The 12,983-nt window shown below is 71.8% G+C and carries 11 protein-coding genes; 4 read left to right on the forward strand and 7 right to left on the reverse strand.

The features are described 5' to 3' along the window. Nucleotides 1-205: 205 nt before the first annotated feature. The 6 genes from OHQ87_RS27580 to OHQ87_RS27605 all read right to left on the reverse strand — a co-directional run bounded on the left by OHQ87_RS27580 (nt 206) and on the right by OHQ87_RS27605 (nt 7,039). Entirely contained in the window at nt 206-1,213 is a 1,008-nt protein-coding gene (locus tag OHQ87_RS27580; RefSeq protein ID WP_328342578.1) for a LacI family DNA-binding transcriptional regulator, read from the reverse strand. A 19-nt stretch (nt 1,214-1,232) separates the two neighbouring features. Beyond that, nucleotides 1,233-2,606, reverse strand: a complete 1,374-nt coding sequence (locus tag OHQ87_RS27585; protein ID WP_328342580.1) for a GH1 family beta-glucosidase — start codon at nt 2,604-2,606, stop codon at nt 1,233-1,235. A gap of 182 nt (nt 2,607-2,788) precedes the next feature. After that, nucleotides 2,789-3,622, reverse strand: a complete 834-nt coding sequence (locus OHQ87_RS27590; RefSeq protein WP_328342582.1) for a carbohydrate ABC transporter permease — start codon at nt 3,620-3,622, stop codon at nt 2,789-2,791. Then, nucleotides 3,619-4,605, reverse strand: a complete 987-nt coding sequence (locus tag OHQ87_RS27595) for a carbohydrate ABC transporter permease (RefSeq protein WP_328342584.1) — start codon at nt 4,603-4,605, stop codon at nt 3,619-3,621. Before OHQ87_RS27595 ends, OHQ87_RS27590 begins: the two co-directional genes overlap by 4 nt. A gap of 112 nt (nt 4,606-4,717) precedes the next feature. Then, nucleotides 4,718-6,025, reverse strand: a complete 1,308-nt coding sequence (locus tag OHQ87_RS27600) for an ABC transporter substrate-binding protein (protein ID WP_328342586.1) — start codon at nt 6,023-6,025, stop codon at nt 4,718-4,720. Between the two features lie 255 nt (nt 6,026-6,280). After that, entirely contained in the window at nt 6,281-7,039 is a 759-nt protein-coding gene (locus OHQ87_RS27605; RefSeq protein ID WP_328342588.1) for a maleylpyruvate isomerase family mycothiol-dependent enzyme, read from the reverse strand. 71 nt (nt 7,040-7,110) lie between these two features. Here OHQ87_RS27605 and OHQ87_RS27610 point away from each other — a divergent pair, with 71 nt between their 5' ends. Next, nucleotides 7,111-8,202, forward strand: a complete 1,092-nt coding sequence (locus tag OHQ87_RS27610; protein WP_328342590.1) for a UDP-N-acetylmuramate dehydrogenase — start codon at nt 7,111-7,113, stop codon at nt 8,200-8,202. Between the two features lie 68 nt (nt 8,203-8,270). Here the strand turns inward: OHQ87_RS27610 and OHQ87_RS27615 are convergent, their stop codons facing one another. After that, on the reverse strand, nt 8,271-9,041 hold the full coding sequence (locus OHQ87_RS27615; protein ID WP_328342591.1) for an SDR family oxidoreductase: 771 nt from the start codon (nt 9,039-9,041) through the stop codon (nt 8,271-8,273). A gap of 181 nt (nt 9,042-9,222) precedes the next feature. On the opposite strand from OHQ87_RS27615, the gene mshA reads away from it, so the two are divergent. The 3 genes from mshA to OHQ87_RS27630 all read left to right on the forward strand — a co-directional run bounded on the left by mshA (nt 9,223) and on the right by OHQ87_RS27630 (nt 12,179). Continuing rightward, nucleotides 9,223-10,590, forward strand: coding sequence for a D-inositol-3-phosphate glycosyltransferase (gene mshA, locus OHQ87_RS27620; RefSeq protein WP_328342593.1), 1,368 nt, complete (start codon nt 9,223-9,225; stop codon nt 10,588-10,590). A 58-nt stretch (nt 10,591-10,648) separates the two neighbouring features. Further along, nucleotides 10,649-11,164, forward strand: a complete 516-nt coding sequence (locus tag OHQ87_RS27625) for a YbjN domain-containing protein (protein WP_328342595.1) — start codon at nt 10,649-10,651, stop codon at nt 11,162-11,164. A 76-nt stretch (nt 11,165-11,240) separates the two neighbouring features. Beyond that, the gene (locus OHQ87_RS27630; protein ID WP_442930610.1) at nt 11,241-12,179 is read left to right on the forward strand and encodes a hypothetical protein; all 939 of its coding nucleotides are present in this window, start codon (nt 11,241-11,243) and stop codon (nt 12,177-12,179) included. Nucleotides 12,180-12,983: the final 804 nt, after the last annotated feature.

Here is a 12,983-nt window from a genome sequence, read left to right on the forward strand (position 1 = left end):
CACGCGACAACCGGCTGAGCTGGTGTTGGATGGTCGGCACTCCGGCTGGGATCGATCATGAACGATCACGCTAAGTGTCTGTCGTCTGGATGGCAGCAGAGCAAAGGATGCGGATGGAGTACGGGTGGGCTGCCGCTATATCGCTCAGAGTGATGGTCCTGGTCGATGCTCAGGGGGCCGGGGGCCGGGGGCGGGTGGGGAGCGGTCAGGCGGACTGCCGGATCACCAGCTCGGTCGGCAGCACCACGACCCGCTCGACGTCCGCACCGGCGGCCAGGGCCAGCAGCAACCGGGTCATCTGCCGGCCCAGCTCGACGATCGGCTGCCGCACGGTGGTCAGCGGCGGCTCGGTGTAGGCGGCCGTCTCGATGTCGTCGAAGCCGATCACCGCGACGTCGTCCGGCACCCGCCGTCCCGCCTCGTGCAGCGTCCGCAGGGCGGCGTGCGCCATCAGGTCGGAGGCGGCGAAGACGGCGTCCAGATCGGGGTACGCGGCGAGCAGCCGACGCATCGCCGTGGTCCCCGACTCGCGGGTGAAGTCGCCGTACTCGATCATCTGCGGCAGGCCGGCGGCGACCACCGTGTCCCGGTAGCCGGCGAGCCGCTCGATGCCGGCGACCATGTCCTGCGGGCCGGCGATGGTGGCGATCCGGCGTCGACCGTTGCTGATCAGGTAGCGGGTGGCCGTGGCGACCCCGCCGATATGGTCCACGTCGATGTAGGGCACGTCGGCGGCGTCCAGCGGTCGACCGCTGCACACCACGGGTATCCCCAGCCGGGCGAGCCGGCCGGGGAGTGGGTCCTCCCCGTGCAGCGAGGCGAAGAGCACCCCGTCGACGTGCCGGCCGGTGGTGTAGCGGGCGACCCGGTCGTGTCCGGCGGGCGAGCCGGCCAGCATCAGCACCAGTTGCTTGTCGGCCGCCTCCAACTCCTGGGCCGCGCCCCGGATGATCCCGGGGAAGACCTGGTCGTCGGAGAAGACCCGGGTGGCGGCCTCCGGCAGCACCAGGGCGATCGAGTCGGTCCGCTGGGTGACCAGGCTGCGGGCAGCCAGGTTCGGCACGTACCCCAGCTCGGCCACCGCCCGACGGACCGCCTCCTGGATCGGCTCGGCGACCGTGGTGGAGCCGTTCACCACCCGGGACACCGTCGCCCGGGACACGCCGGCCTGCCGGGCGACCTCCTCCAGGGTGGGCCGTTGTGCCGCCGTCATACCCGCTACCACCGCCTTGTCACAGCCCGTTCCGGGAGATCACCTCCTGGTACCACCGGGCGCTCGACTTCGGGGTGCGCCGCTGGTTGAGATAGTCGACGTGGACGATCCCGAACCGCTTCCGATAGCCCTCGGCCCACTCGAAGTTGTCCAGCAATGACCATACGAGATAGCCGCGCAGGTCGACTCCGCGGGAGATGGCCTCGTGCGCGGCCCGCAGGTGTCCGTCCAGGTAGGCGATCCGGTCGGTGTCGTCGACCCGGCCCCCGGCGGCCGGGTCGACGCTGGCGTCCGGGAACGCACCGCCGTTCTCGGTGATCATCAGCGGCAGCCCCGGGTAGTCGGTGCCGATCCGTTCCAGCAGCCGGGTCAACCCGGCCGGCTCGATCTGCCAACCCATGTCGCTCACCGGGCCGCTGGCCGGGAGGAACTCCACCGCCCCCTCGGTGCCCGGGTAGGCGCTGCTGCCGGCCCCGTCCGGGCGGCCCGCGACATAGGTGGGGGAGTAGTAGTTGATCCCGAGCAGGTCCAGCGGCGCGGCGATGATCTTCTCGTCGCCGTCCCTGACGAACGTGGGCTCGACCATCCGGGCGACGTGTTCGAGTACGTCGGCCGGGTAGCCCGCACCGGTCAGCGGGTCCAGGAAGATCCGGTTCTGGAGGCCGTCGACGAGGCGTACCGCGGCGGCGTCGGCGGCGCTGTCCGGGTCGGCCGGAGCGACGTCCGCCGGGTTGAGGGTGATCCCGACGGTCTGTGCGCCCGCCGCCCGCAGCGCCCGCGCCGCCAGACCGTGCCCCAGCAACAGATGGTGTACGGCCCGGAAGGCCGCCCCGGCGTCCTGCTCGCCGGGGGCGTGCACCCCGTTGCCGTAACCGAGGTACGCCGAGCACCACGGCTCGTTGAGCGTCGTCCAGGTGCGGACCCGGTCACCGAGCCGGGAGTGCACCGCGAGGGCGTAGTCGGCGAAGTGCTCGGCGGTCTCCCGGCTGGTCCAACCACCCCGGTCCTGCAACGTCTGCGGCAGGTCCCAGTGGTAGAGCGTGACGATCGGGTCGATGCCCCGGTCGAGCAGCGCATCGGTCAACCGGTCGTAGAAGTCCAGGCCGCGCGGGTTGACCGGGCCGGTGCCGTCCGGCCTGATCCGGGGCCAGGCCACCGAGAACCGGTACGCGGCCAGCCCCAGTTCGGCCATCAGCGCCACGTCGTCGGCGTACCGGTGGTAGTGGTCGCAGGCGACGTCACCGGTGTGCCCGGCGAACACCTTGCCCGGCGTACGGCTGAAGGTGTCCCAGATGGACTCGCCGCGACCGTCGTCGCGGGCCGCGCCCTCGATCTGGTACGCGGCGGTCGCCGCGCCCCACACGAAGTTCTCCGGGAATCGAAGCTCGCTCACGCGGTTTCCTCCTTCGTTCGCGACTGCGGGGCTCGCAGAACCGGCTCGCTCCTCGCGCTCACGCGGTGCTCTCTTTCGTTCGCGACTGCGGGGCTCGCAGAACCGGCTCACTCCTCGCGCTCACGCGGTTTCCTCTTTCGTTCGCGACTGCGGGGCTCGCAGAACCGGCTCGCTCCTCGCGCTCACGCCTTGACCGCACCTTCCATGATGCCGCCGATGATCTGGCGGCCGAACACGACGAACACCAGCAGCAATGGCAGCGTCGCGATCGCCGTGCCGGTGAACACCTGCGACATGTCCTGGTAGTAACCGTCGGAGAGGGCCCGCAGCGACAACTGCACGGTCGGGTTCTCCGGGTCGTTGAGCACAGCGTACGGCCAGAGGAAGTCGTTCCAGGTGGTCATGAACGTGAGCAGGCCGAGTACGGCGGCGGCGGGCCGCAGCGCGGGGAGCACCACGTTCCAGTAGATCCGCAGCGTGTGGCAGCCGTCGACCCGGGCCGCCTCGATCAGCTCGGTGCTGACCGCCTGGGCCGCGTACTGGCGCATCATGAACACGCCGAACCCGGTGACCAGGGCCGGGACGATCACCGCCGGCAGCCGGTCGTTCCAGTTCAGCTTGGTCATCAGCAGATAGAGCGGGATCACCCCGAGCTGGGTGGGCACCATCATGGTGGCGACGATGACCATCAGCAGCGCGTTGCGTCCCCGAAACCGCAGCTTGGCGAACGCGAACCCGGCCAGGGTGGAGAAGAGCACCACCGAGAAGGTGACGCTGACCGCGACGATGGTGGAGTTGACCAGGCCGGTGAGGAAGTGCGCGTCGGGGTTGGCGAAGAGCCGGGTGATGTTCGTGCCGAGGTTGCCGCCGGGGGTGAGCGGCGGCGGCACCTGCCCCATCGCGTCGCTGCTGCGGCTGGCCACCACGAACATCCAGTAGATCGGGAAGATCGACAGTAGGGCGGTGAGCGCCAGCGCCGGGTAGGTGAACCGGCCGGCCGACCAGATCCGGGTCATCGGTTCCCCTTCCGCGCGCCGCCACCGAGCCGGCGCAGGAGCAGTACGTTGATCGCCGCGACCACCGCGATCAGGGCGAAGAGCAGCCAGGCGACGGCGGAGCCGTAGCCGAAGTTGTAGTGCGGGGCGAAGGCGTTCTCGAACATGTACATGGTCACCGTCTGGGATTCGCGCAGTGGCCCGCCCCGGATCGCGTTGGTGCCGGAGTTGAACAGCCGGGGCTCGGTGAACAGTTGCAGCCCGCCGATGGTGGAGATGATGACCGCGAAGATGATCGTGGGTTTGAGTAGCGGCACGGTGATCGACCAGAACTGCCGGGCCCGGCCCGCCCCGTCGATGGAGGCGGATTCGTACAGGTCGCGCGGGATGGCCTGCATGGCGGCCAGGAAGATCAGCGCGTTGTAGCCGGTCCACCGCCAGTCGACCATGGCGGAGATGGCCGTCCAGGCGGCGAACCGGTTCGCCTTCCAGTCGATCGCGTCGACGCCGACCAGGTCGAGCAGCCAGTTGATCATGCCGAACTCGCGGCCGAAGAGCACCGCGAAGACGATCGCCACCGCCGCCGTGGAGGTGACGTTCGGGACCAGCACCGCCATCCGCCAGGTGGTCCGCGCCCGCAGCCGCCGGTTCAGCAGGTTGGCCAGCCAGAGGGCGGCGAGCAGTTGCGGCACCGTGGAGATGACGAAGATGCCGAGGGTGTTCACCACCGAGTGCCAGAAGTCGGCGTCGGCCATCAGCTGGGTGTAGTTCTGCGCGCCGACGAAGGCCGGGTCCACCCCCAACAGGTCCCAGTCGTGCAGCGACACCCAGAACGTGTAGACCAGCGGATAGATCCCGAAGATCGCGAAGAGCAGAAAGAACGGCGTCACGTACAGATAGGGCGAGTACCTGACGTCGAGCCGGGCCAGCCGGTGCCCCCGTTCCGGGGGTCTGCTCCGGGTCGGCACCGCGCCCGGCGGCCGACCCTCAACCTGAACAACCATCTCCCGCAATCTCCCTCTCTTCCACATCCACCCGATCCCCACCTGCCGGACCCCGTTCGGGGCGATGTGGCGGTGACCCCGCTACATCGCCCCGACATGGTCGGAGGCGGGGTTACTTGGCGGCTGCCTTCCTGGCGTTGGCGGTGGCGTCGGTCCAGCCCTGGGCGGGGTTGCGCTGGCCCAGTTCGACGGTGCGGACGGCGTTCTCCACCTCGGTCCGGACGGCCTGGTTCTTCGGCCCCATGTAGACCGGCTTGAGGCTCGTGGCGCCGGCGGCGAAGATCTTGCCGACCGGGGCGTCGGAGAAGTACGCGTTGGTCGAGTTGACGATCGCCGGGTCGGCCAACGCCTGCGGGGACGACGGCAACGGCCCCTTCTCCTGGAACGCGCCGATCTGACCCTTGGCGCTGGTCAGGAACTTGGCCAACTCGATCGCCTCGGCCTGGTGCCGGCTCTGCTTCGGCACCGCCAGGTAGGAGCCGCCCCAGTTGCCGCCGCTGCCGGGCACCTGGGCGATGTCCCACTTGCCCTTGGCGTCCGGGCCGGCGTTGCCCTCGATCACCCCGGTCATCCAGGCCGGGCAGGCGATGGTGGCGAACTTGGCCTGTTTGAAGGCGGAGACCCACTCCTCGGACCAGGCCCCGTACCGTCCGGAGAGACCGGAGTCGATGATGTCGACGGTGGTGTCGTACGCCTGGCGTACCGCCGGGTTGCTGTCGACCACCAGCTTGTCTGTGGTGTCGTAGTAGCTGTAGCCGGTGGTGTTGCCGGCGGTCTGGAGCAGGATGGTGTTGAAGGTGTTAGTGGCGGCGTCCAGGAAGGCCGCGCCGGTGTTCCTGGCCTTGAACTGCTCGCCGACCCGTACGTAGTCCGCCCAGGTGGGCCAGAGCTTGGACACGGCCTCCCGGTCGGTGGGCAGGCCGGCGGCGGCGAAGAGGTCCTTGCGGTAGCAGATCGCCATCCCGCCGACGTCGGTGCCGAGGCCGATGAGCTGCTTGCCGTCGGCGGTCAGCCCGCCGTTCCACTTCCACTCCAGGAAGTTGCCCTTGAGTTCGGCGGCGCCGTGGTCGAGCAGGTTGACGAAGTTCTGCGGGTTGGCCTTGTACTCGACGAGCAGCCCCTCCTCGATGGCGACCACGTCACCGGCGCCCTTGCCGGCGGCGAGCCACTGGGTGAGCTTGGGGGAGTACTCGTCGAGGTTGCCGCCGGTGCCCCGCTCCACGATCTTGATGCCGGGGTGGTCGGCCTCGTACTGCCGGTAGAGCTTCTCGTAGCCGAACTGGCCGAACACGTCGACGGTCAGCGTCACCGGTCCGCCGTCGGCGGCCTCGTCGTCGCCGCCGCAGGCGGTGGTGGTGAGCAGTGCGGTGGTGGCCACCAGGGCGATCACCGCGAGGCGGCGGCGCGAAAAGACACCCATCTGGATCGGACCCCTCTCAGGTCGGGTGGTGGGGTGTGGAGCTGCGTATGAGCCGGCCGCAGGGGTTGCCGGCCGGATTCGATCTCGGCGAGAGAGCGCTCTCACGACAGGGTGGTAGGTTGATGGACTCCTGTCAAGAGAGCGCTCTCTCGATTCGGCGCGGGCCATCCGAACGGTGCCGGGGCGGCAACGGCGAGAGCGGCCGCCCCGGTCGGGACGGCCGCTCTCGGAAGCGGTCGCGGTGGCGCGCAGGCGTCAGCCCACGCGCAGGCCCGCCAACAGGGAACGGTCCCCGGTCACCCCGAGGGTGTCGAAGCTGATCCGGCCCCAGAGCGCCAGCAGCAGGTCACTGGCCGAGGCGGTGACCTGGACCCGGGCATGGTGGTCGTCGTGCCCGAAGACCGTCGCGGTGTCCAGCAGGGCCACCCCCTCACCGCGCATCCGGAGGTACCAGTCCTGCGCGGCGTCGCTGGCGGTCAGGTGCACCACCCCCTGCCACTGCCCGGGGGTGCGCCGCCGACCGGCCGGCAGCCAGGTGTCGAGCACCTCGCCGACCCCGTCGGCGGCGAGCTTCGTCTCGATCGGGTCACCGGCGGCGATGGCGAGCTGGGCGTCCCACCTGTGCACCGCCGTCTCGTGCGCCACCCGGCGCGGCCAGAACCCGGCCTTCTTCGGCTGCGGCATCGGGTTCCAGGCCGGGGCCTCCGGGTCGAGCGCGTCGAAGAGGGTCATCAGCTGGTCGTACCCGTGCTGCCAGAGCTGGAGCGGGGTAACCCCGGCGGGCCGGTCGGCGGCGTCCGGGCGGGGCGGCTGGGCGGTGTCGCCAGTGCCGACGAAGGAGTGCACCCAGTGGTAGAGGCCGGCGAGGTGCACGGTCAGGTCGGCCACCGTCCACCCCGGGCAGGACAGCACGGGTGTCTCCGGCGGGGCCTCGGCGACGGCCGCGGCGAACGCCGGCCCGTCGACCCGGAGCGCTCCGATCCAGAAGTCCTTCGTGGCGTGCAGTCTGCTCATCGCAATCCTCCCCGGGGGTGACCCGGCGACCAGTGGGTGCCGCGGCTACCCCTCAGCCTAGGGTGAAAGGCGTGTCAGACGTCTACGCCAAACCGACAACGGGCGCCGAACCCGCCGATCCGGCCGTCCTGGCGGGATACACCACCCTGCGCCTCGGTGGCCCCGCCGCCCGGTTGGAGCCCGCCACCAGCGCCGACGAGATCGTCCGCCGGGTCCGCGAGGCGCACCGGCGCGACGAGCCGGTGCTCGTCCTGGCCGGTGGCAGCAACGTGGTCGTCGGGGACGCCGGCTTCCCCGGCACCGTCGTGCTGGTCCGGTCGCGGGGGCTCACCGTGGTCGCCGAGGACCCCGACACCGTCACCGTACGGGTCGAAGCCGGCGAGCCCTGGGACGACCTGGTCGCCGCCACCGTGGGCAACGGCTGGTCCGGCCTGGAGTGCCTCTCCGGCATCCCCGGCTCGGCCGGCGCCACCCCGATCCAGAACGTCGGCGCGTACGGGCAGGAGGTCGCCGAGCGGATCACCGGCGTCCAGGTGTACGACCGCGCCGACGACCGGCTGACCACCATCACGGCGGCGGACTGCGGCTTCGCCTACCGGGGGAGCATCTTCAAGTACAGCGACCGTTGGGTGGTGCTCTCGGTCGACTTCCGGCTGGACCGCTCGCCGCTGTCCGGGCCGGTGCGCTACGCCGAGCTGGCCCGCTCGCTCGGCGTCGAGGTCGGCGACCGGGTGCCGCTGGCCGCCGCCCGGGACACGGTGCTCACGTTGCGCGCCGGCAAGGGCATGGTGCTCGACGCCACCGACCCGGACACCTGGTCGGTCGGCTCGTTCTTCACCAACCCGGTGCTCGACCGGGCGGCGTACGAGCTGCTGCGCGGGCGCGCCGCCGACCTCGGCGAGCCGCCCTCCTGGCCCTGCCCGGGGGACCTGGTGAAGGTGAGCGCCGCCTGGCTGATCGACAAGGCCGGTTTCGCCAAGGGCCACCCCGGCCCCGGGGGCACCGCCATCTCCGGCAAGCACACCCTCGCGCTTACCAACCGCAGCGGCACCGCCCGTACCGCCGACCTGATCGCCCTCGCCCGCGAGATCCGCGACGGCGTGCACACCCGGTTCGGCGTCCCGCTGCACCCTGAACCGGTCCTGGTCGACTGCGCCATCTGACCCCGTCGCGGTCAGGTGCGGTGACGCCGAACGCCGCGACGGCGTCGGTGGCCTGCGCCGCCCGTCGGTCAGGTGTTCGCCACCCGGTGCACCTTGTGCTGGGCGGCCTGGGCCAGCGGGCGGACGACCAGCCGGTCCACGTTGACGTGGTGCGGGAGGGTGGCGCACCAGGCGACGCACTCGGCGACGTCCTCGGCCACCAGCGGCTGCGCCACCCCGGCGTAGGTGGCGTCGGCCTTCGCCGCGTCCCCGCCGAAGCGGTTCAGGCCGAACTCCTCCGTCCGGACCATCCCGGGATCGATCTCGACCACCCGGACCGGTCGGCCGCACAACTCCAGCCGCAGGGTGCCGGCGACGGCGGTCTGCGCGTGCTTGGCGGCGGTATAGCCACCGCCACCCTCGTACACGGTGAGGCCGGCGGTGGACGAGACCACCACGACGGTCCCGGCGGCCGAGCGTTCCAGGGCCGGCAGCAGGGCCTGGGTGACCCGCAGCGTGCCGAGCACGTTCACGTCGTACATCCACTGCCAGTCGGCGACCGAGCCGGACTCCACCGGGTCCAGCCCGCGCGCGCCCCCGGCGTTGTTCACCAGCACGGTGACCGGGCCGGGCGCCTCGGCGGCGGCCCGGGCCAGCCCGGCCACCGACTCGTCCGAGGTGACGTCGCAGGTCACCGCGGTGGCGCTGCCGCCGGCCGCGGCGATCTCGGCGACCAGGCCGGTGAGCCGGTCGGTGCGGCGAGCGGCGGCGAGCACGTGGAAACCCGCGGCGGCGAGCCGACGGGCGGTGGCCGCGCCGATCCCGCTGGACGCCCCGGTGACGATCGCGACAGTGGTCATCCGGCCATTCTCGCCCCGCCGCGAGGTCCCGGCCCCGGGGTCCGGTGATGAGGTCCGTCACGCCCGCGACCCGGGGTGACGCATTTCCGAAGCCCGATGGGGAAGATGACACCCGGCGTACGGGTTGACCGAGGAGCGCCGGTCGTGCGGGACGGCATCAACCGTGACAGAGGGAGCGGACGTGGCGGATCAGCACATCGGTGTCGGTCGTCAGCGAGGTGCCCTACCGTGGCCCCGGCCCCGCCGGATCGCCACCCTGTCGGTGCACACCTCGCCGTTGCACCAACCCGGCACCGGCGACGCGGGCGGCATGAACGTCTACATCCTTGAGGTCGCCCGCCGGCTCGCCGAGGCGAACGTCGAGGTGGAGATATTCACCCGGGCCACCTCCGGGGACCTGCCGCCGGTGGTGGAGATGGCCCCCGGGGTGCACGTCCGGCACGTCACCTCCGGCCCGCTGGAGGGGCTGACCAAGGAGGAACTGCCCGGCCAGCTCTGCGCCTTCACCGCCGGGGTGCTGCGCGCCGAGGCGGCCCGCCCGCCGGGGCACTACGACCTGATCCACTCGCACTACTGGCTCTCCGGCCAGGTCGGTTGGCTGGCCAAGGAGCGCTGGGGGGTGCCGCTGGTGCACACCGCGCACACCCTGGCCAAGGTCAAGAACGCCCAGCTCGCCGCCGGTGACCGGCCGGAGCCGAAGGCCCGGGTGATCGGTGAGGAGCAGGTGGTCGCCGAGGCCGACCGGCTGGTGGCGAACACCCGGGTGGAGGCGACCGACCTGCTCGGCCGCTACGCCGCCGACCCGGCCCGGGTCACGGTCGTCGAACCCGGGGTGGACCTGGACCGGTTCCGCCCCGCCGCCGGGGACCGGGCCGCCGCGACCCGCGCCGCCCGTCGCCGGCTGGGCCTGCCCACCAACGGGTACGTCGTCGCGTTCGTCGGCCGGATCCAGCCACTGAAGGCCCCCGACGTGCTGGTCCGCGCGGTCGCGGCGCTGCGCGAGCGGGACCCGGACCTCGCCGACGAGGTGACAGTGGTGATCTGCGGTGGCCCGAGCGGCAGCGGCCTGGACCGGCCCACCTCGCTGATCGAGCTGGCCGGCTCGCTCGGTGTCGCCGACCGGGTGCGTTTCCTGCCGCCACGTACCGGTGACGACCTGCCGGCCCTCTACCGGGCCGCCGACCTGGTGGCGGTGCCCTCGCACAACGAGTCGTTCGGCCTGGTGGCCCTGGAGGCGCAGGCCTGTGGCACCCCGGTGGTCGCCGCCGCCGTGGGCGGCCTGGTCACCGCCGTCCGCGACCAGGTCAGCGGCGTGCTCGTGCCCGGCCACGACCCCACCGACTGGGCCCGTACGCTGGCCCGGCTGCTCCCCGACCGGGCGGGTCGGGAGGCGTTGGGCCGGGGGGCCGCCCGGCACGCGCGAGGGTTCTCCTGGGACCGCACCGTGTCCGGGCTGCTCGCCGTCTACGGCGAGGCGGTCACCGAGCACCGGCAGCGGTTGGCGGCCCGGCTGGCCGAGGGGCCGGCACTCACCGGCTGCTCGTGGTGACCCGGGCCACCAATGCGCCGTCCGGTGGGCTCGTCAGCCCGGCCGTAGAGTGGGTCCGATGAGCGCGAGAAGCGAGCTGGCGGCCCTGATCGAGTCGGTCTGCACCGAGCGGGAGCTGGAGTGGGAAGCCACCGGCGAGGGCTCGTACGCGGTCACCCTCCCCGGCACCCACAAGCTCAAGACGATCTGCAACCTGATCGTCGGAGAGCACGCGCTGCGGGTCGAGGCGTTCGTGATGCGTCAGCCCGACGAGCGGCGCGAGGAGCTGTGGGCGTGGCTGCTCCAGCGCAACGCCCGGATGTACGGCGTCGGGTTCTCGATCGACGCGGTGGGGGACGTCTACCTCACCGGCCGGGTCAACCCGTCCGGGGTCGACGCCGACGAGCTGGACCGGCTGTTCGGGGCGGTGCTCAGCTATGCCGACGAGTCCTTCGACACCATGCTGGAGATCGGTTTCGGCAGTTCCATCCGTCGGGAGTGGGAGTGGCGGGTCAAGCGGGGCGAGTCGACCGCGAACCTCGCCGCCTTCGCCCACCTCTTCACCCCCTCCGCCGGAGGTTCGGACCGGTCCTGACGGGTATGCCGCACCGCTGCGGCGCGGCAGTGTGGGACCCGCCGCAGGCCGAGGACGGACTGTCGAGGAGCGTGTCATGGCTCAGCGGAACAGCTCAGGTCGCGGCGCGACGGCGACCAGGACCACGCGTCAGGCGGGTAACCGGACCCCGAACACCCCGGGCATCTCCGAGTCGGAGATCTCCCGGATGAGGGTGGACGACATCCGGGGTCAGTTGCGCCGCCGGGGGGTCTCCGGGATCTCCGCGCTGCGCAAGCCGGAACTGGTGAAGACCCTCGTGCGGACGCTGCGCTCGGAGGGCCGGGGCGGCGCAGCCCGACGCAGCACCGGCCCGTCCGGCCGGGCACCAGCCAGGAAGATTGCCGGCGCGTCGACCGGGGCCGCCAAGGGCGCCCCGGCCCGACGGGGCACGTCGGCACGGGCCAAGGCGGCCCCCGCCCCGGCGCGCAAGACCACCCCCGCGCGCAAGGTCACCCCGGCCGCGTCCCGCCGGGCGGCGAGTTCCCGGGCGAATGCGACACCGGCCGCGCGGACGAAGGTGGCCTCCCCGTCCCGGGCGAGGGCGTCGGCCCGGTCGGGGCGGGCCGTCCCGTCGCGTCCGGGCGCGAAGGCGGCCCCGACCAAGGCCACCGCCCGATCCTCTGGCGTCCGTACCGGGCGGTCGACCTCCCGGTCGGTACGCTCGGCGCAGCTCATCTCCTCTCCGGCCGACCGGCCGGAACGTCCCGGGCGCAGCCTGGTCACCACCCATCATCAGGTGATCCGGAACTGGGCCGCGGCCCGGGGGGCCAAGCCGGCCACCATCGCCGGCACCGAGCGGAACGGGCGGCCGGGCGTGCTCACCTTCGACATCCCGGGCTACCGGGAGAGTCGCCGGGTGCAGGTGATCAGCTGGGACGACTGGTTCCGGACGTTCGACGGTCGCAAGCTCAATCTGATCTTCCAGGAGCAGCTGCGGGACGGCCGGCAGAGCAACTTCTTCCGGACCGAGTCACCCGATCGGGAAGACGGCTGAGACGTTTACCGGAATGGCTGCCGGGTAGCCGAGTGTTGGCAGTCACGAGACCCGGAACGGCAACACCGCAGCTGGGACGGTCGGTGTTGTGACCGGCGAGACAGTGCTCGCGGGTTGTATCCGGAAACCGGGCGAACTAACTTTATTGCACCGCGCCACGCTCGGAAACGTTCGGGGGAGCGGCGGATCGATCAGATCCGTGCACCGAGCGAGGCGCAAATCGGGTGGAGCACGCCGTTGGGGGACGGTGCCACCCGGAACCGGCGGCGCGAGCGGGCGACGCTTACGGGGGTGAGGGTCGCCCGCCGCCGCCGGGCAGGCGGTACGAGCGCCCATCCGCGACTTCGGTCGCCGGTGGGCGCTCTGCCGTTTTCCGCCTGCCGTTTCCGCTCTCTGCGAACCCTCAGCGGCCCAGGTGCAGAAAGGCCCACCGTGGCCCGGCATGACCCTTCGTCGTGCCCGGCCTTGCCCGCGCCCCGTCGCCCGCGGCCGTCGCCCGCGCCCTGTGGCCCGTCGCCCGGCTGCCCCACTGCCCACCGCAAGATCGCGCTCGATCCACGATGTAGTGGCCTCGGCGCTCTCCGACACCACTAGATCGTGGATCCAGCACGATCATGGCTTGCCTCCGTCGCCGCACCCTGGGCCGGAGTGGGCGGTGAGCCCCGTAGTCGTCGTCCCCGGTCGTCGGCGCGCCCTGGTCGTCGAGGAGGCTTGGTCGTCGAGGAGGCTTGGTCGTCGAGGAGCCCTGGACGTGGACTACTGCGTCGACCAGGCTCGAAGGGTGATGGGCCGTCGGCGGGCGAG

The organism is Micromonospora sp. NBC_00421 (assembly GCF_036017915.1).
Taxonomy (GTDB): Bacteria; Actinomycetota; Actinomycetes; order Mycobacteriales; family Micromonosporaceae; genus Micromonospora.

Coding starts and splice junctions, on each gene's coding strand:
- OHQ87_RS27580 (WP_328342578.1), bottom strand. CDS start 1,213: ATGACGGCGGCACAACGGCCCACCCTGGAGGAGGTCGCCCGGCAGGCC.
- OHQ87_RS27590 (WP_328342582.1), bottom strand. CDS start 3,622: ATGACCCGGATCTGGTCGGCCGGCCGGTTCACCTACCCGGCGCTGGCG.
- OHQ87_RS27595 (WP_328342584.1), bottom strand. CDS start 4,605: ATGGTTGTTCAGGTTGAGGGTCGGCCGCCGGGCGCGGTGCCGACCCGG.
- OHQ87_RS27600 (WP_328342586.1), bottom strand. CDS start 6,025: ATGGGTGTCTTTTCGCGCCGCCGCCTCGCGGTGATCGCCCTGGTGGCC.
- OHQ87_RS27605 (WP_328342588.1), bottom strand. CDS start 7,039: ATGAGCAGACTGCACGCCACGAAGGACTTCTGGATCGGAGCGCTCCGG.
- OHQ87_RS27615 (WP_328342591.1), bottom strand. CDS start 9,041: ATGACCACTGTCGCGATCGTCACCGGGGCGTCCAGCGGGATCGGCGCG.
- OHQ87_RS27625 (WP_328342595.1), top strand. CDS start 10,649: ATGAGCGCGAGAAGCGAGCTGGCGGCCCTGATCGAGTCGGTCTGCACC.
- OHQ87_RS27630 (WP_442930610.1), top strand. CDS start 11,241: ATGGCTCAGCGGAACAGCTCAGGTCGCGGCGCGACGGCGACCAGGACC.